General features: G+C 66.0%; 17 protein-coding genes. 11 read left to right on the top strand and 6 right to left on the bottom strand.

Annotation, left to right across the window (positions count from 1 at the left end; translation table 11 throughout):
• Window positions 1–86: 86 nt before the first annotated feature.
• The 5 genes from ABD301_RS25475 (at window position 87) to ABD301_RS25455 (ending at window position 4,080) form a co-directional block, all read left to right on the top strand.
• On the top strand, window positions 87–593 hold the full coding sequence (locus tag ABD301_RS25475; RefSeq protein WP_344313016.1) for an NlpC/P60 family protein: 507 nt from the start codon (window positions 87–89) through the stop codon (window positions 591–593).
• A 219-nt stretch (window positions 594–812) separates the two neighbouring features.
• Complete coding sequence (locus ABD301_RS25470; protein WP_344313015.1) at window positions 813–1,253, top strand: hypothetical protein; 441 nt, start codon at window positions 813–815, stop codon at window positions 1,251–1,253.
• 72 nt (window positions 1,254–1,325) lie between these two features.
• Window positions 1,326–2,471: an acyl-CoA dehydrogenase family protein gene (locus tag ABD301_RS25465; protein WP_344313014.1), complete on the top strand. Its 1,146-nt coding sequence runs from the start codon at window positions 1,326–1,328 to the stop codon at window positions 2,469–2,471.
• Window positions 2,468–3,340, top strand: coding sequence for an HTD2 family dehydratase (locus ABD301_RS25460; RefSeq protein ID WP_344313013.1), 873 nt, complete (start codon window positions 2,468–2,470; stop codon window positions 3,338–3,340). Before ABD301_RS25465 ends, ABD301_RS25460 begins: the two co-directional genes overlap by 4 nt.
• Window positions 3,337–4,080, top strand: a complete 744-nt coding sequence (locus tag ABD301_RS25455; RefSeq protein WP_344313011.1) for an SDR family oxidoreductase — start codon at window positions 3,337–3,339, stop codon at window positions 4,078–4,080. The genes ABD301_RS25460 and ABD301_RS25455 overlap by 4 nt, the downstream gene beginning before the upstream one ends.
• 281 nt (window positions 4,081–4,361) lie before the next feature.
• Here ABD301_RS25455 and ABD301_RS25450 read toward each other — a convergent pair whose 3' ends face one another.
• Entirely contained in the window at window positions 4,362–4,847 is a 486-nt protein-coding gene (locus ABD301_RS25450) for a nitroreductase family deazaflavin-dependent oxidoreductase (RefSeq protein WP_344313009.1), read from the bottom strand.
• 29 nt (window positions 4,848–4,876) lie between these two features.
• The gene (locus ABD301_RS25445; protein WP_344313008.1) at window positions 4,877–5,311 is read right to left on the bottom strand and encodes a nitroreductase family deazaflavin-dependent oxidoreductase; all 435 of its coding nucleotides are present in this window, start codon (window positions 5,309–5,311) and stop codon (window positions 4,877–4,879) included.
• A 179-nt stretch (window positions 5,312–5,490) separates the two neighbouring features.
• Between ABD301_RS25445 and hrpA the strand changes: the two genes are divergently transcribed.
• From hrpA to ABD301_RS25430, 3 genes are all read left to right on the top strand, one after another.
• Window positions 5,491–9,369, top strand: coding sequence for an ATP-dependent RNA helicase HrpA (hrpA, locus tag ABD301_RS25440; RefSeq protein WP_344313007.1), 3,879 nt, complete (start codon window positions 5,491–5,493; stop codon window positions 9,367–9,369).
• A gap of 159 nt (window positions 9,370–9,528) precedes the next feature.
• Window positions 9,529–9,891, top strand: coding sequence for a sigma factor (locus tag ABD301_RS25435; protein ID WP_279579190.1), 363 nt, complete (start codon window positions 9,529–9,531; stop codon window positions 9,889–9,891).
• 85 nt (window positions 9,892–9,976) lie between these two features.
• Complete coding sequence (locus ABD301_RS25430; protein WP_344313006.1) at window positions 9,977–11,155, top strand: MFS transporter; 1,179 nt, start codon at window positions 9,977–9,979, stop codon at window positions 11,153–11,155.
• On the opposite strand, the gene ABD301_RS25425 is transcribed toward ABD301_RS25430, so the two are convergent.
• The 4 genes from ABD301_RS25425 to ABD301_RS25410 form a co-directional block, all read right to left on the bottom strand.
• Complete coding sequence (locus ABD301_RS25425; RefSeq protein WP_344313005.1) at window positions 11,152–12,174, bottom strand: sulfotransferase family protein; 1,023 nt, start codon at window positions 12,172–12,174, stop codon at window positions 11,152–11,154. The genes ABD301_RS25430 and ABD301_RS25425 overlap by 4 nt on opposite strands.
• A gap of 150 nt (window positions 12,175–12,324) precedes the next feature.
• Window positions 12,325–13,767 (bottom strand): lipase maturation factor family protein, encoded by a 1,443-nt coding sequence (locus ABD301_RS25420; protein WP_163566862.1) that lies wholly within the window; start codon window positions 13,765–13,767, stop codon window positions 12,325–12,327.
• A gap of 3 nt (window positions 13,768–13,770) precedes the next feature.
• Entirely contained in the window at window positions 13,771–15,246 is a 1,476-nt protein-coding gene (locus tag ABD301_RS25415; protein WP_344313004.1) for a phytoene desaturase family protein, read from the bottom strand.
• 65 nt (window positions 15,247–15,311) lie between these two features.
• Window positions 15,312–15,680 (bottom strand): winged helix-turn-helix transcriptional regulator, encoded by a 369-nt coding sequence (locus ABD301_RS25410; RefSeq protein ID WP_163566864.1) that lies wholly within the window; start codon window positions 15,678–15,680, stop codon window positions 15,312–15,314.
• A gap of 75 nt (window positions 15,681–15,755) precedes the next feature.
• Here ABD301_RS25410 and ABD301_RS25405 point away from each other — a divergent pair, with 75 nt between their 5' ends.
• The 3 genes from ABD301_RS25405 to ABD301_RS25395 all read left to right on the top strand — a co-directional run bounded on the left by ABD301_RS25405 (window position 15,756) and on the right by ABD301_RS25395 (window position 18,146).
• Window positions 15,756–16,673, top strand: a complete 918-nt coding sequence (locus ABD301_RS25405; RefSeq protein ID WP_344313003.1) for an NAD(P)-dependent oxidoreductase — start codon at window positions 15,756–15,758, stop codon at window positions 16,671–16,673.
• 6 nt (window positions 16,674–16,679) lie between these two features.
• A complete protein-coding gene (locus tag ABD301_RS25400) occupies window positions 16,680–17,438 on the top strand; it encodes an SDR family NAD(P)-dependent oxidoreductase (RefSeq protein WP_163566866.1) in 759 nt (252 codons plus the stop codon).
• A 177-nt stretch (window positions 17,439–17,615) separates the two neighbouring features.
• Window positions 17,616–18,146 carry a PadR family transcriptional regulator gene (locus ABD301_RS25395; protein WP_344313002.1) on the top strand — a complete coding sequence of 177 codons (531 nt, stop codon included), beginning with the start codon at window positions 17,616–17,618 and terminating at the stop codon, window positions 18,144–18,146.
• Window positions 18,147–18,203 lie beyond the last annotated feature (57 nt).

Here is an 18,203-nt window from a genome sequence, read left to right as displayed (position 1 = left end):
GAAAATCCGGTGTCTGGCGGAGGAGATAGCTGGCGACTGGCATCCGGCCGTCGCCACCCTACCTGCACGGAGGGAGCTGGATGAGGATGAGGATCACCAGACGGGCGGTGGCCAGGCTGGCCGTGGCGACAGTCGCGCTGGTCGTCTCGGCTGGACTGGTCGCGTCGATGGCACCACCCGCATCGGCCTCGGTGTCCCGAGCGACCGTGATCGCCCGGGCCCAGAACTGGGTCAACGACGGCGTCGTATACAACCAGGGCGCCACCCACGACGGTTACCGCACCGACTGCTCGGGCTATGTCTCCTACACCTGGGGGCTGGCCAAACCGGGCATCGACACCACCCGCTTCCCTGGCATCTCCACCAAGATCGCCAAGGCTGACCTCAAACGCGGCGACATCCTGCTGAACAAGGCCGCCGGCAACGCCGGCCACGTGGCGATCTTCGAGAAGTGGGCGAACACCGCCCATAGCTCGTACGTCGGTTACGAACTGTCCGGCAGCGGCATCCACCACCGCACGATCACCTACCCGTACTTCTCTGGCTACGGCACTTTCGTGCCGTATCGCTACAACAGCATCACCGGCACCTGATCGCCGAACAGCTTCCAGGCACCGCCCAGGCCTGGTTGACCCCGCCCACCGGACAACCTCCGGTGGGCGGGGTTTTTTTTCTTTCCTGGGATTTCCCAGGCCCGATGTCCATAAGGACTGGCCGGCAGACTTACGTCGACAGGTCCACAGGAAATGCCAGTCAACAGACCAAATTTCCAGGTTCCGTGAGGTCTGGTGGGTCCGTTACAGTCCCCAGCCATGGAGACAACGACCGCAGATGTTCAACTCAAAATCAACCGGCTTGACAACGACGTGCACGCGATCTATGGCCTGCTCGAGAAGATCGAGAAGACTCAGGAAAAACAGGGAGCCACGCTTGAGGCGTTGAGCCAGTCGCAAACGAGAATGCAAGTCACCCAGATGAGGGAGAACAACCGGATCAACGAGCTCACCGGAACGTACGACGATCTCAGTGCGAGTAACAGCGAGCTCGCCGTGATCCAGCGGCGTCAGGCGCATCGGCTCGATGAGTTCGCGCATCGGCTCGACCAGTTGTCGGGTAGTCAAACGCAGCTCCTCAACAGCCAAGCGCAACTTGCCAGCAATCAGATGCAGTTCGTCGCCAGCCAGGCCGAGCACGGGAAGAAACTGGACAAGGTGCTTGAGGCCATGGCCGGGAAGAACGGGACAGCCGAGTAAGCGACGGGTTTCCGGTGGCCCGGCGGGAGAGCCGGGCTGCTGGGGGCGAGGGCGGCACGTAGTGTCGACGGCATGGATGCGGCCTCTTTTCAGCAGGTGCTGTCCACCGTCCGTGAGCTGGTACGGGAGCGGGTGGTCCCGGCTGAGCAGGAAATCGAGGACACCGACCGGATTCCCGACGACTTGCGAGCGCTGGCCGCGCAGATGGGGTTGTTCGGGTTCGCGCTGCCGGAGCGGTACGGCGGCCTCGGGCTGACGATGGCCGAGGACGTACGCCTGGGCTTCGAGCTCGGCTACACGACGCCGGCGTTCCGGTCGATGTTCGGCACGAACAACTCGATCGCCGGCCAGATGATCGTGAAGTTCGGTACGGAAGCGCAGAAACAGGAGTTTCTGCCGTCCCTCGCGGCGGGCGAGACGATCGCGTCTTTCGCGCTCACCGAGCCCGAAGCCGGCTCCGACCCGGCGGGCTTGCGAACCACCGCGAAACGGGACGGCGACACGTACGTGATCAACGGCGGCAAGCGGTTCATCACCAACGCGCCGCTGGCCGACTATTTCGTCGTTTTCGCGCGTACGGACGCGGAAGCGCAAGGCGGTCGCGGCATCTCGGCGTTGATCGTGGACGCGAAGAGCGACGGCGTGACGGTCGGCCCAAAGGACCACAAAATGGGACAGGCCGGCGCCTGGACCTCCGATGTGAGCTTCGATGACGTACGCGTCGACGCCGCCCGGTTGATCGGCGCCGAGCCGAACCGTGGCTACCAGGCGGCGCTGTCGGTGCTGGCTCGCGGCCGGCTGCACATCGCGGCGGTCTGTGTCGGGATGGCGCAGCGGATCCTGGACGAGTCGGTACGGCACGCGGCCGTCACCAAACAGGGTGGCCAGGCCATCGGCACGTACCAGCTGGTCCAGGCCCTGTTGGCGGACTCGTACACGGACGTCAGGGCCGGCCGCGCGCTGGTGGTCGAGGCCGCCGACGACTACGACAGCGGTGCCGACACCTCGACCGGCCCAGCGGCCGCGAAGCTGTTCTGCAGTGAGATGGTCGGTCGGGTGGCCGACCACGGCGTCCAGGTGCATGGCGGCATGGGTTACATGCGCGGCACCGCGGTCGAGCGCTTCTACCGGGACGCCCGGCTGTTCCGGATTTACGAGGGCACCAGCGAAATCCAGCGACTGGTGATTGGCCGCGCGTTGGTACGGGCCGCCACGTGAGCGAGCCGCCGGAGGCGTTCGCGGCCATCGAGGCGAACTGGCGGCCGCACCCGGAGACCTCCGAGGACGTGATCACCGTGAAGCCGCCGGAGACTTTCGCGGCGTTGCTGGACCAGCCGGCCCCGGTCCGTACGGCCGGCGACCCGCTGCCGCCGTTGTGGCACTGGTTCTTCTTCGACACGATCCATCCGCAGGCCACACTTGGGCAGGACGGCCATCCGGCGAACGCGTCCTTCACTCCGCCGCTGCCGCACCGGCGGCGGATGTTTGGCGGCGGCCGACTCACTGTCCATCAGCCGCTGCGGTGCGGCGACCAGGTCCAACGCCGATCGAGCCTCGGCTCCGTACGAGTACGCCACGGCAGCACCGGCTGGTTGTTGCTGGTGACCGTCAGGCACGAATTCCTGGTCGGCGGGCAGCTGCGGGTGCTCGAGGAACAGGACCTCGTCTACCGAGATGCCGACGACCTGCGCAGCGGGCCGACAGCCCCGCCGGAGATGACCGAACCCGCCGAACGCGGCCCCTGGCAGCTGCGCGTCCGGCCCGATCCGGTGCTGCTTTTCCGGTTCAGCGCGCTCACCCACAACGCCCATCGGATCCACTACGACCAGCCGTACGCGACCCAGGTCGAGGGCCATCCGGGGTTGGTCGTGCACGGCCCGCTGTTGGCGTTGTTGCTGCTGGAGTTGCCGCGGCGAGAGGCTCCGGATCGTACGGTCAGGGATTTCCGCTGGCGGGCCTGTCGGCCGCTGTTCGACCACCAGTTGGTCACGGTCAGCGGTGGCTCGGGCGGTGAGCTGACCGCCGGCGCCGCCGGCGCCCCGGACGCGGTGACCGGCCAGGTCACGCTGGATGAGGAGAGCGAGTGACGGACGAAAGCAGGGTCGCGGTGGTGACCGGCGCGGGCTCCGGGATCGGCCGGGCGGCCGCGACCGCGTTGCTGGCGGACGGCTATCGAGTGGTGTTGGCAGGCCGCCGCGAGGAGCTGTTGCGTGCGGTCGCGGCGGGCTCCGAGCGGGCCTTGCCGGTGCGTACGGACGTGACCGACCCGGACTCGGTGCGGGCTCTTTTCCAAGCCACCACTGACACATTCGGTCGGGTCGACCTACTCGTCAACAACGCGGGCGCCGGTTTGGCGGGCACTGTCGGCGACCTCTCGGTGCAGGACTGGAATGCGATCGTCGCGGTCAACCTGACTGGCTCGTTCCTGTGCGCTCGCGAGGCGTTCCGGATCATGCGCGATCAGGACCCGCAGGGCGGTCGGATCATCAACAACGGATCCATCTCGGCGTATGTGCCGCGGCCGGCCAGCGTGGCGTACACGGCCACCAAACACGCCATCTCCGGGCTGACGAAGTCGATCTCGTTGGACGGCCGGCCGTATCAGATCGCCTGCGGGCAGATCGACATCGGCAACGCGGCCACCGACATGGGCAGCAGGATGGCCGCTGGGGTGCCGCAGGCGAATGGGCAGATCGTCGCTGAACCGGTTTTCGACGTCGAACATGTCGGCAGCGCAGTGCGATATATGGCGGACCTGCCACTGGGAGTGAACGTGCAGTTCATCACCGTGATGGCGACGGCGATGCCGTACATCGGGCGCGGCTGAGACCGAATCGAGACCGCATCTGGTCAGCATGGGGGGATTCCCCCAATGCTACGGCTGGCATTGGCCCGGCAGGCTAGCCGACGCGACCGAGATCAGGAGCTACAAAGCCACCGAACGGGGGGCTGCTGCTCTCACCGGCCGGGTGCGGGACACGCCTCGACGGCGAGGCCCGCACCGCCGGGTCGCCTCCATCCGGGGCGCTCGGGGGGCTCCGGAGTAGGGACATTCCCAGCAGGCAACGAAACGGCCGAGCCGTCTCGTTGCCTGCTGGTGTGAACTACCTACTTACGGTGTAGCACGACGACCGGGATGAGCCGGTCGGTGTTCTTCTGGTATTCGTGGAAATTCGGCATCTTGTCAGCCATCTGCTGGTAGAGACGCGCCCGCTCTTCGCCCTCGGTCAGCGGTTCCGCGGTCACCTCGATGACGTCCGGGCCAAGCTCGATTTTGGTGTCCGGGTTCGCGACCAGGTTGTGGAACCAGGCCGGATTCTCCGGCGTACCGCCCTTGGACGCGATGATGATGACGTTGTCACCGTCGATGTCGTACGCGAGCGGGGCGATCCGTTCCTTGCCGGACTTCGCGCCGACGTGGTGCACCAGCACGAGCGGCGCGCCCTTGAACGGGTCCACGGTGACCTTGCCGTTGTTCGCGCGGAAGTCATCGATGATCATCTTGTTGAACGCGGCCATCTCGGCATCGGTCGGCACCGTGTTGTTGGCACGATGCGCTGCCATTTCCGCCGCGGAGGTTTCGGTGTCGGGCATCTGAGGAATCCTTTCGAGCGGGGAGCAGGCTACTTGCGGCGCAGCACGACGACCGGGATGAGTCGGTCGGTCTTGGTCTGGTATTCGGCGAAGTTCGGCATCTTGTCGGCAGCGATCTTGTAGAGCCGGGCGCGCTCGTCGCCTTCGGTCAGTGCCTCGATGGTCACCTCGATGGTGTCCGGGCCGACCTCGATGGTGGTGTCCGGGTTGGCCAGCAGGTTGTAGTACCAGGCCGGGTTCTCCGGCGTGCCGCCCTTGGACGCGATGATGAACAACTGGTCGCCGTCCTGGTGGTAGACCAGTGGAGTGATCCGCTTGGTACCGGACTTGGCACCCACATGGTGCAACAGGACGATCGGAGTGCCGGTGAACGGAGGCGTCGTAATCGTCCCGTTGTTGGCACGGAAATCGTCGATCACCTGCTTGTTGATGGCGTTCATCTGGTCAGCGTCGAAATCGGGCACTGCTAGGTCCTCTCGGAGAACGGGTACGGGTCGCGAGCTCTCAACCAATTGACAGTCGACTATCGGTAACACTGACAGGCCGGATTCGCATTCCCACCCGCAGGGTGTCCGCTCACAGCGAACGCCTGACGATATTGGCGAGCGTTCGGGACAGTCGTACGCCTATCCTTGGTCGCGCTATGCCTACGACCCCAGCGACGACCCCGTTCGCCGGCCTCTCGCAACGCCTCCCCGAGTTGATGGCCCGCGATGAACGCCGGCTCCGTCGCCGTCTCGAGGGCGCCCGCAAGCTCCGGGACCCAACCCGCCAGCAGCAGGCCGCGACCCAGCTGACCAGCGAAATCGACAAGGCCGAGGCGAGAGTCGCGCGGCGGCGGGCGGCGGTGCCCAAGCTGGTCTACCCGGACGCGTTGCCGGTCAGCCAGCGTCGCGACGAGATCGCCGCCGCGATCCGGGATCACCAGGTCGTGATCGTGGCCGGCGAGACCGGCTCGGGAAAGACGACCCAGCTGCCGAAGATCTGCTTGGAGCTCGGACGGGGGATCCGCGGCACGATCGGGCACACGCAGCCCCGTCGGATCGCCGCCCGTACGGTCGCCGAACGGGTCGCCGAGGAGCTCGGTACGACGATGGGCGCGACCGTCGGCTACAAGGTCCGGTTCACCGACCAGGTCGGCGAGGACAGTCTGGTCAAGCTGATGACCGACGGCATCCTGCTCGCCGAGATCGGCTCGGACCGGATGCTTCGGCAATATGACACGCTGATCATCGACGAGGCGCACGAACGCAGCCTCAATGTCGACTTCATCCTCGGCTACCTGAAGCAGTTGCTGCCACGGCGGCCGGACCTGAAGGTCATCATCACCTCCGCGACCATCGATCCGGAGCGGTTTTCCCGGCATTTCAACGACGCTCCGATCGTCGAGGTCTCGGGGCGTACGTATCCGGTGGAGGTCCGCTACCGTCCGGTCGTCGACCCGGATGACCCCGATCCGGACGAGGACCGTGACCAGTTGCAGGCGATCAGCGATGCGGTCGCCGAGCTGTCCGCCGAGGGACCAGGCGACATTCTGGTGTTCCTGAGCGGTGAGCGCGAAATCCGGGACGCGGCCGACTATCTCAACCGGCTGAGCCTGCGCAATACCGAGGTGCTGCCGCTGTACGCGCGGCTGTCCGCCGCCGAGCAGCATCGAGTTTTCCACCGCCACACCGGCCGCCGGATCGTGCTGGCCACCAACGTCGCGGAGACTTCGCTGACGGTGCCGGGCATCAAGTACGTGATCGACCCCGGTCAGGCCCGGATTTCCCGCTACAGCACCAGGTTGAAGGTGCAGCGGCTGCCGATCGAACGGGTTTCGCAGGCCTCGGCGAACCAGCGCAAGGGGCGTTGCGGTCGTACGTCCGATGGCATCTGCATCCGGCTCTACACCGAGGACGACTTCGACTCGCGGCCAGAATTCACCGACCCTGAGATCCTGCGTACCAACCTCGCGTCGGTGATCCTGCAGATGACCGCGCTCGACCTCGGCGACATCGCGGCCTTCGGTTTCCTTGATCCGCCGGACAAGCGCAACATCGCCGCCGGTGTGCAGCTCCTTGAGGAACTCGGCGCACTCGACGGCTCCGGACTCACCCAGGTGGGGCGGAAGCTTTCGCAGCTGCCGGTGGATCCGCGGCTCGGCCGGATGATCCTGGAAGCCGACAAAAACGGCTGCGTAAGAGAAGTCACGATCATCGTGTCGGCACTGTCCATTCAGGACCCACGCGAACGTCCAATCGACAAGCAGGAAGCCGCAACCGAGAAACATCGCCGCTTCGCCGAGCCGCACTCGGACTTCCTGGCCTATCTGAACCTCTGGGCGTATCTGACCGAGCAGCAGAAGGAACTGTCCGGCAACCAGTTCCGCAAACTCTGTCGTACGGACTTCCTGAACTATTTGCGCGTACGCGAGTGGCAGGATCTTTACGGCCAGCTCCGACAGATTTCGCGGGGCGTCGGCATCTCGCCGAACGTGGCGAACGCCGATCCGGACAAGGTGCATATCAGCCTGCTGTCCGGGTTGCTGTCGCAGATTGGCCTGAAGGATCCGGAAAAGAACGACTACGCGGGCCCGCGTAACGCGCATTTCTCGATCTTCCCCGGCTCTGGACTTTTCAAGAAGCAGCCCCGCTGGGTGATGGCCGCGGAGCTGGTCGAAACCAGCCGACTGTGGGCGCGTACGGTCGCTGCCGTCAACCCGGACTGGGTGGAACCGCTCGCCGAACACCTGATTTCCCGTACGTACAGCGAACCGCACTGGGACGCCGAGGCCGGCGCGGTGATGGCGTACGAAAAAGTCACCCTCTACGGGCTGCCGGTGGTGCCGCGGCGGCGGGTCAACTACGGCCGGATCGAACCGGAGCTGAGCCGCGAACTGTTCATCCGGTACGCGCTGGTGGACGGCGAATGGGAGACGCATCACAAGTTCTTCCACGAGAACCGCAAGCTGCTGGCCGAGGTCGAGGATCTGGAAAACCGGGCCCGGCGCCGGGACATCCTGGTCGACGACGAGGCGCTTTTCGACTTCTACGACCGCAGGATCGGGCCGGAGGTGGTGTCCGGCCGGCACTTTGACAGCTGGTGGAAGAAAGTCCGGCGGGACGAGCCGGATCTGCTGAACTTCGAGAAGTCTATGCTGATCAACGACCCGGCGAAGCTGGTCAGTGCGCAGGACTATCCGGACACCTGGCGGCACGGCGAGCTGGCTTTGCATTTGTCGTACCAGTTCGAGCCGGGCGCGGACGCGGACGGCGTGACCGTACACATTCCGCTCGCGGTGCTGAACCAGGTTGGCGCGCAAGGATTCGACTGGCAGGTGCCGGGGCTCCGCAAGGATGTGGTGGCAGCGCTGATCCGGTCGCTGCCCAAGGTCTGGCGCCGCAATTTCGTCCCTGCGCCGGATGTCGCGGCCGCCGTGGTGGCGGCGATCGATCCGTCCGACGGCGAGTTGGTGGCCGCGGTGGAAGACGAGCTGGCCCGGCTGACCGGGATCCGGGTGCCGGTCGACGCGTGGGACCTGAGCAAGGTGCCTGATCACCTGCGGGTCACTTTTCGGGTGGTGGACCGCAAACGTACGGTCGCAGAGGGCAAAGACCTGAACGTTCTGAAGGAACGCCTGCGTAAACGCATGCGCGAGGAGATGTCGGGGGGCACCGACAGTCCTGAGCGCGCCGGTCTGCGGACTTTCGAAGCTGTGCCGAAGGTCTACGAGCGGCGGCGCGGCGGACATGTGGTCAAGGCATTCCCGGCGCTGACCGACGAGCGGGACAGCGTGGCCGTTCGGCTCTATGACACCGAAGCCGAGCAGCAGCGGGCGATGGCGGAGGGGACCCGGCGGCTGGTGCTGCTGAATTCGCCGTCTCCCGTCGCGTACGTGAATGGTCGGCTCACCAACCGCAGCAAGCTCACTCTCAGCAAGAACCCGCACTGCGATGTCGCCGACATGTTGCAGGACTGCGTTTCCTGCGCGGCGGACAAACTCATCGCCGACGCCGGCGGACCGGTCTGGGAAGGCGAGGGTTTCCAAGCCCTGCTCACATCCGTGCGGGCAGCTCTGCCGGAGACGACGTTGGCGGTCGTACGAGCGGTGGAAGCCGTGTTGGCCGCGACCCAGCAGGTGGAAGGTGAGATCGCCGACCTGCGTGCGACGGCCGTACAACCGGCTGTCGCCGATATTCGCCGGCAGCTGGACGCACTGGTTTTCCGCGGTTTCGTGACCGCGAGTGGCTGGCATCGGCTGGCGGATCTCCCGCGCTATTTGACCGGCATTTCCCAGCGGATCGAAAGGCTTCGCCGGGACGTGCCGCGGGACACCATCAACACCGGCACGATCGCGTACGTCCAGGAGGAATACCAGCGGCGGCTGGACCGGTTGCCGGCCGGCGCACCGGTGCCCGCCGCCCTCGCCGAGGTCCGCTGGATGATCGAAGAACTGCGGGTCAGCCTCTTCGCGCAGTCGCTGCGCACCGCGTACCCAGTCTCCGAGAAGCGCATCCTGCGGGCCATCGACAGCGTCTGAGAAAGTCGCTGAAACCGTTTGTGACCTGGCCTGGGTCTTTCCTCGTGATAGTGACCGATGACGAGGAGCCTGGATGGGACACGCGACAGCGGTTGACAGTGACTGGAGAGCGGGTGAGATGACCGGTACGGGGGACATACGTCGTCGACTCGACGAGCTCTGTATCGCGGCACGTACCAACGCCTGGTGGTGCCCGCTTACGCGCTGACCGGCGACCTTCCGGAGGCACAAGACGCCATACAGGAGGCGTTCGTACGGGCGGTGGCGCGGCCCGCCAAGGTGCTGGACGCGGACAACCCCGAGGCCTGGCTGCGGACCGTAGCGCTAAACGTGGCGCGGAGCCGGTTCCGGCGGCGGGTCCGGATGGACACGTTGTTGCGGCGAGTGCCGGCGTCGCCGCGGGCGCTACCCGGGATCAGCTCTTCCCGGCTGGAGGTGATCGCCGCGATGCGCAAGCTGCCGGCCGTGCAGGCCGCCGTGAATGTTCGCGGAGTCGCTGCCTCGGGACGCCCCTGCCATTAGGATTTCGCCACGATTGGTCTGTGTGACATCGGCCTTGGTGGCGCGTCTGGGTTGGCGGGGGCGTAAGGGCGGCGAGAGGAATGCCTTGGTTGCGGACAAATCCACCGTCGGGTGGTCCGATGCCGATCAGGGATCGCAGCCCTGGTCCCGAGAACTGCCCAAAGCGGTCGTCGCGCTGTTCGCGGCTTTCACCGCGTTCGGGATCACCGTGCCGGTGCTGCCGGTGCTGATCACCGGACGGCTGCACGGGTCCTCCTTCGAGGTGGGTCTGACCTTCGCTCTCAACGCGATCACCGCGTTGGTGGTCCGGCCGTACGCGGGCCAGTTCGCCCAGCGGGTCGGCACTCGCCCGGCGATGCTGCTGGGCTGCGGGCTGGCCGCCGCCAGCACCGTGTTTTACGTGCTTCCGCTGGGCATTCCCGGCATTCTGGTCGGCCGGATCATGATGGGCGCGGGCAGCGCGCTGCTGTTCGTGGGTGGCGCGGTGTGGATTGTCGCGATGGCGCCGACCGATCGGCGGGGGCAGTGGGTCGGGCTCTACGGCCTGGGGCCGTGGAGCGGCTTGATCGCCGGTCCGATCGTCGGTGATTTGTTGTTCAGGGTCGGTTCGTACCCGCTGGCCTGGACGGTGGCGGCCGGTCTGCCGTTGCTGGCGGTGATGGTCGTGCTGTGGTTGAAAAAGGTCGCCGGTCAGGGCGCCAGCACCTCGCGGAGCCTGCTGCCGCGCAGTGTCGTGTTGCCCGGGCTCGCGCTGGCGGCCGGGGCGTTCGGCTATGGCACGGTGACCAGTTTTGGCGTGTTGGCGTTCAAATCGCATGGGTTCGGTAGTGGTTCGCTGGCGCTTGGCCTGTTCAGCGTTGGCTATCTGGTCACTCGGCTGCTGACCAGCCGGGTTCCGGACAAGGTCGCACCCGTACGGCTCATCGCGGGATCGTCGATCGCGGAGGCGGTCGGGCTGGCGCTGATGGGATTCGCGCCGGCCTTCTGGATGGGCGCTGTTGGCGCGGTGCTGGCCGGCGCCGGTTTCACGCTTTTCCAGCCGGTGCTGGCACTCATCACGATCAAGACCGCGCCGGAGGCTGAGCGGGGTGCGGCATTGGGGGCCCTGTCGTCTTTCCTGGACATCGGCGTCACCTGTGCCGGTCTCGGTGGCGGTGTGATCGCGACCGCGTCGACGCCGGCCGCGACCTTCCCGGCTGCCGCGGTTGTCGTGTTGGCCGCGATCATCGTCGTGGTTTTCGCGGCCCGCCGGCGCTCGGCTTAGGACAGTCCGAGCGCCTGCATTCCTGGTTCGCAGGCGGCGACGAGCTCGGCGCGTACGGCCGCGGGCAGCTTGCCGGCGGTGCCGCTACGGGTCGGGTCCAGCAAGACGGCCGCCTTTTCGAGCCATTCGGGATGTGCTGGTACGTCCACGAAATCGGCCAGTCGGGTCAGCTCGGCGGCTGGGTCGGCAAGCAGCGTCTCGTACCGCAGGTCGGTCCGTTGAGCGGCCGGGATCGCTGCCAGGTCAGCTAATCCGCGAATGATGATGTCCGACCAGAGCGCGCCAAACCGGTCCACCGGCAGCGAGCGGTCGAAAATCAGCGACCGGTCATAGGTGTCGCTGAGCAGCGGTGCCAGATCTGGCGGCAGTTGCGCCGCGTGTGCGGGCGTCAGGTCCTCGATCGTTCGTACGCCGACGCGCTCGCACATTTCCAACAGCAGCACGATCATCCGAAAGCCCGGATGGTCCTTCATCGACAGCGCGCAGTCCGGGCCGTTCCGAAACAAATGCACGAACCTGGCGTCTGGGAAGGTGTCGCGCAGCGCGGGCACCAGCCGCAGGGAGTAGCCCGACCGCTCGACCACCGCGGAGCGGTCGAAACGCTCGCAGAACCAGCCGAAAAGGGCCAGCCAGTGGGCTGTGGTGCTGCGTTCGGGCCAGGTCGGCACCTCGGCGGCGAGTTCGTCGTACAGGCCGTCCGGGTCGTCTGACAGGGCCGGCAGCGGCACCAGGCTGATCGCCGGAATGCCGCTCTGCGCGGTGAACCGGCCGGGCCGGCGCGGATAGAGAATCTCCGGTGCCTGCGCGCCGCTGCGGATCGCCGCGTCCAGGCCCGGCCGCGGTTTGGCCAGCAGTCGCCAAAAACGCTGGCCGTCCAGCGGGCCTGGCCGGAATCCGCGCGGTCCGATCGAAAACCACAACTCGCTGAGGCTGAGGACATCGGGATGTGCCTGGAGAACGCTGGTCAGCGCGGTCGATCCGGCCCGGCCGGTGCCGACCACGAACGTTACCTGTCGCATTGTCTGTTTCCCCGTTGTCGAGAGCGGAAGACCTTCCGAACAGGAGAACGTGGCACGATACGTCAGGTCACGTTATTTCTGTCCGATTTTTCGGCGAGTAGGTGCGGGAAGGGTTCAGTGTAGGTAAAAAGCTGCGCTGGATAGCGTAAATCACCGAGTCCGCGCCGGACGGCGGAGCCGGACCGGTTGGCGAAAGTCGCCGACGAGTTCGCGGTGCCACCAGAGCCCGGTGTCGCGACGTTCGGCAGGGGTGGTGAATCGATAACGGAACATCCGGGCCCGAACGAAGACCGGCGGGTCGTCCGGGAACGGGTTGCGTCGCAGCAGCCGATCGAGCGTTGGATCGTTCTTCAGCAGTTTGTCCACAAAGTTCGGCAACCAGGATGTGCCGTAGCGGGGTGAAAGCGCGACAAACCACATCAGCCAGTCCAACCGGAGGTGATAGGGCGCGTATTGCCGCGGCCGGCGACCGGGATCGCCGGGCTTGCCGCGGAACTCGTACGGGTGCCACACCGTTTCCGGTGTCAGGCGATGGTCACGAGTGCCTTCCCACACGATTTCGTGCCGGAGCCGGGTCACGCTGCCGAAGGCACCGTACGTGTTGACCAGGTGCAGCCGGTTGAAGCTGCGGTTCATCACCTGGCGTGGGCCGATCATGTTCCGTACGGGGAAGTAGCTCAGCGCCGCCATGGCAACGAAAAGCAGTGCGACGGCGATGTCGTACCACAGCGGCGGAAGGGCGCTGGGCAAGGGAATCGGCAGGGCGTGACGCAGCAGCCCGTCATCCATCGCACCAAACGCGAGCACGATGGTGAGTGCGTTGAGCCAGGCGAAGTTTCCGCTCACCATCAACCATAGCTGCGTCCCCGCGATGATCGCCGCGGCCACGTTTTTCGCCGGCTGTGGAGCGAAAAGCAGGAACGGAACGAGAAGTTGGGTGACGTGGTTGGCGGCGGCTTCGACCCGGTGCATCGGCCGCGGTAGGTGGTGGAAATACCAGCTGAGCGGACCGGGCATGGGCTGGGTTTCGTGGTGGTAGTAAAGACAGGTGAGGTTCTTCCAGCATCGGTCGCCACGCATCTTGATCAGCCCGGCGCCGAACTCGAGCCGGAAAAGCAGCCACCAGAGCAGCCACAGGACCGGCGCGGCCGGCGTGAGCGATGAGGGTGCGAGGAAAACAGCGAGAAAGCCGACCTCACACAGCAGCGACTCCCATCCGAAGCCATACCAGATCTGCCCGACATTCACGATGGACACGTAAATGAGCCACAACACCAGCCAAGCCGCCATCGTGGCCGGCAAAGGCAACACGTCGCCGGCGCCAACAACCAAGGCGACCGAGATCGTCAAGCCGCTCCAGCAGACGCCCGCGAAGAACCGGTCGCAATAGTGGAAATGGAAGATGCTGGGCGCCTGGCGGAAGGTACGGCTGGCCAGAAAGCGCGGGATCGGAGTGAGGCCACGTTCGCCGAGCAGACCTCTGAACTGCCGGAGGGCGCTGGCGAAAGCGAGCGTGTAGATCACCGCTACCAGATGGGAGACCACCAGCCGCGCGAGAGCGTAGTCCGGCGCGAAAAACCAGTCCGGGAACACCGATCAGCCGCCGATTGCCTCGGTCATCCTGGCCCGCGTCATCCCAGCCCCGCTGACGCCAAAAACGCGCCGGAGCGCGGTCCGCGCCGCGTGCCAACCGCACATTCCATGGACGCCTGGGCCGGGTGGGGTAGCCGCCGAACAAAGGAAAATCCGCGGATCGGGGGTAGCGTAGGGAACCGGCACCGGAATCGGCCGGAAAAGCAGCTGGGTGCCCCGAAAAGCGCCACATGCGATGTCACCGCCGAGGTAATTCCGGTTCGCCGCCTCCAGCGCGGCCGGGCCGCGGACCGATCGGGCGAGGACAAGGTCGCGAAATCCCGGCGCGAACCGCTCGATCTGCTTTTCCATCAGGGTCGTCAGGTCGCCGGGCCAGCCGGCCGGAACATGCCCGTACGCCCAGAAAACACTCTTGCCCTCCGGCGCCCGGGACGGGTCGACCACGGTCGGCTGGGAAGTGATCAGGAAAGGTGGGTTCGGCGGCCTGCCGTGCTGGACGGCTTTGAGCGCGTTGCCGATCTCCGGCACCGACGGTCCAATGTGGACGGTGCCGGCCCGGCGGCAGTCCGGATCCAGCCACGGGACGGGTTCGGACAGGGCGTAGTCGATTTTGAAGGCGGCCGGCCCGTACGAGTAGCGCCCCAGCCGGGCGGCGTATTTGCGGCCCAGCCGGTGACCACCGATGGTGACCAGGTCACGCGGTGACACATCCAGGACGTAGGCGCGAGCCGGCGGCAGCTCGTCGATCGACCGCACCAGCGTACCGGTATGGATTTTCCCGCCCAGCAAACGAAAGTAGCCAGCCAGTGCGTCGGTGATCGACTGGGATCCGCCGGCCGGGACCGGCCAGCCGTTGGCGTGCGCGGCCGCCGCGAAGACCATCGCGACCCCGCCGGTGGCCGGCGTGCTGAGCGGTGCGATCACGTGCGCGGCCAACCCACTCAGCATCGCCCTGGTGCCGCTTTCCTTGAAGAAAGCAGCCAAAGCGGAGATCGGCAACCCGCCAGGAACCCCGAAAGCCGCGAGCAGCGCGGGATGGGGCGGAAAACCATCCAGCGGGGCGCGCAGGAAGGCCGCGGCGAGGGCGTCCCAGCGATCCGCGAAGGGCTGCAGCAGTCGTCGATATCGATGACCGTCCCGGCCCAGCGAGGCGACGGTGGCCTGGAAACCGCGGTCCAGGACGACCGCCGGCCGACCCGGCACCGGATGGGCGAGCGCGAGGTCGGGCTGGAGCCAGCGCAGTCCGTGCTCCGCGAGCGGGAGGGCCCTGAACGCCGGTGATCCGATGCCGAGCGGGTGCACCGCTGAACAGGGATCGTGCGCGAAGCCGGGAAGTGTCAGCTCGTCCGTACGGGCGCCGCCGCCGATCCCTTCACTGGCCTCGAAAAGCTCCACCGCGAGGCCAGCCTGGGCGAGCGTTATCGCAGCGGTCAGCCCGTTCGGCCCGGAGCCGACCACGACGGCGTCTGTTGCTGGCACTGTGTCCCCTCGGTGTCTTCACGCACATTCTCCCGGGGTTCGGGGTAGGCCGCACACCGAGCTGGTTAGCCGGTCGCGATATCGAACTCGGCTGGACGGCGGTTGGCTTCGATGGTCTTGATGTGCCGGCGCCCCCAGGCCCCGAGGGGCCGCAGTGCCTCGTTAAGGGAGTCGCCGAACTCGGTCAGCGAGTACTCGACGTGTGGCGGCACCTCGTGGAACACCTCGCGGTGCACGACCTCATCGGCCGCCAGCTCACGCAGCTGCTGGATCAGCACCTTCTCGCTGACGCCCGGCAGCTCCCGCCGCAGGTCAGCGAACCGGCGGGTGGTTCCGTGGTCCAACGCCCAGAGAATGAGCACTTTCCACTTGCCGCCGACCACGTCGATGGCGGCGTCGATCCCGCAGACGTACGGCAGCTTGCTCTTCACCACAACGACCCCACTTACTTCTTGGTAAGTACCCCACAAAATTGTCAGTACTTGATCAGAGTAAAGCCTGCGCGGACGATGGGAAAGACCGACCGGGATTTCTCGAACAATGAGGTTTGTGTGCGAAAAGAAAATGTGACTGTGCTCGGCCTTGGGCAGATGGGGGTCGCGCTGGCGCGTGCGTTCGCGCGAGCCGGCCATCGTACGACAGGGTGGAACCGGACCGCGGGTAAGGCCGGCGACCTGGCCGGCGTGGTGGAGGCCGCGAGTGTTGCCGACGCGGTGACCGCGAGCGACCTGGTTGTGGTCTGTGTGCTGGATTATTCGGCGGTGCAGGAGATCTTTGGCGCGGTCGACATTTCCGGCCGTACGATCGTGAACCTCACCAACGGCACGCCCCGGCAGGCGAGAGAGCTTGATGCCGCGGTGACCGCACGCGGCGCAAGATATGTCGACGGCGGCATTATGGCTATCCCGCCGATGATTGGCCGGCCTGAGGCGATGGTGCTGTACAGCGGATCGACGCAGGCGTACGAATCGTATGAGCACGTTTTGGGGTTGCTGGGCACGGGGACCTTCGTCGGCACCGACCCGGGACTAGCGGCGTTGTACGATCTTTCCTTGCTGAGCGCGATGTACGGCTTGCACGGCGGTGCCTTGAACGCCTTTGCTCTGGCGGGTAGCGAGAAAGTGCCGGCAACGGATTTCCTGGCCCTGTTGGTTCCCTGGCTGCGGGCCATGTTGGGCGCGTTGCCACGGTTCGCCGAGCGGATCGACTCGGGCGACTTCGGTACCGGCGTGTCGTCCAAGCTCAGCATGCAGGTGCAGGCCTTTCCCAACTTCTTCGACGCCAGCAGGGAACAAGGCGTCCGAGACGATCTGCTGCGGCCGATATACGAGCTGATGAAACAGCGGGTAGCCGACGGTCATGGCGACCAGGACGGGGCCAGCATTGTCGAGCTCCTGCGCACACCGTCCACAGTAGACAGGGGCTAGTTTTCCATGGGCAAGTACGAAGGTAAGAAGGCTGTCGTGATCGGCGGCACGCACGGCATCGGGGCGGCGATCGTGGACGGCCTGCTGTCCGGCGGCGCCGAGGTGCTGTTAACCGGCCGGAACGAGAAGAATCTGGCCGCGGTCGCCGAACGGCTGGGGCCGAGCGTCCACGTCGTACGGGTGGATGCGGCGAATCTCGCTGACCTCGACGAGTTGCGGGGCGAGGTGATGCACCGACTTGGCGGGGTCGACGCATTGTTTGTGAACCACGGGTATGCGCGGCTGGCACCGTACGAGCAGGTCACCGAAGAGATGTATGACCGACATTTCAACGTCAACGCCAAAGGTGCCTTCTTCGCCGTCCAGCGGCTGGCGCCGGCGGTACGGTCCGGCGGCTCGATCGTGTTCACCAGCTCGATCGCCGACGCCGGCGGTTCGCCGGGCATGATGGCGTACGCGGGCTCGAAGGCGGCGCTGTGGTCATTCGCGCAGGGTTTCGCGTCCGAACTGCTGCCTCAGGGAGTCCGGGTGAACGCGGTCAGTCCGGGATTTGTCGACACCCCGACGATGGGGGTGGACGCCTCCGACCAGCTCCGCGCCGAGTTTTCGGTGATAGGCGACCAGGTCACGCCGATGAAGCGGCACGGGCGACCGGACGAGGTCGCGGCGGCAGCGCTGTTCCTGGCCTTCGACGCGACCTTCACCACCGGCGCGAAACTCCCGGTCGACGGTGGTCTCGGCCAGCGTGTCAAGGCCCCGGACTAGTGTCCTGCGCCCGAAGTTCATTACTTTCTCCGGCGCCCAGACGGCGTCTGAGAGCACCGGAGAACCGCCCACATACCACCAGTATGAGGACGATCCTCCGGCGCACTCAGGCCACCATCTGGATCACCGAATAAAGCAACGAACTTCGAACCCAGGACACTAGGTTAAAATAGCTGGGTGTATCTGGAGATTCTCATCCTGGCTGAGCTGGCTCAGCGGCCGGCTCACGGCTACGAGCTGAAGGAGCGGATTCACCGCGATCTGGCCGGCTCGGTGGAGATCAACAGCAACACCCTCCATCCGGCGCTGCGTCGGTTCAGCACTGACGGGTTGGTGCGGTCCGAGGAACACCACGAGCCGGGCCGGCCAACCCGCCAGGTCTACCGGCTGACCGAGGCCGGCCGCCGTCGGCTGGACACCCTGTTGACCGACTTCGAGCCGGCCGCGGCACGTCGTGCGGATGAATTTTGGACCAGGGTAGCGTTTTTTCATCTCGTCAACGCGGACGTACGCCGACGGGTTCTGCTAGCGCGCCTGGATGCCCTTGACGGCCTCGACAAAAAGCTGGCGGAACTGCGCGGCCGTACGCTCGGCGATGTCGAAGAGATGGCCAGCTGGCCGACACAGGCGGTGGATTTTCGCCGGCACATGACCGAAGTGGAGCGGGAATGGGTGCGTGCCCAGCTGGCCGAGTTCGGCACCCGGTAGTTTCGGGACGATCATGCTCTGAGTGAAAGCGCTGTGCAGGTCTGGTGGCGGTCGCTA

The organism is Fodinicola feengrottensis, assembly GCF_039530045.1.
In the GTDB taxonomy this organism is placed as follows: domain Bacteria; phylum Actinomycetota; class Actinomycetes; order Mycobacteriales; family HKI-0501; genus Fodinicola; species Fodinicola feengrottensis.
The sequence above is the reverse complement of the archived record's forward strand: the minus strand, read 5'-3'. Positions and strand labels throughout refer to the sequence as shown.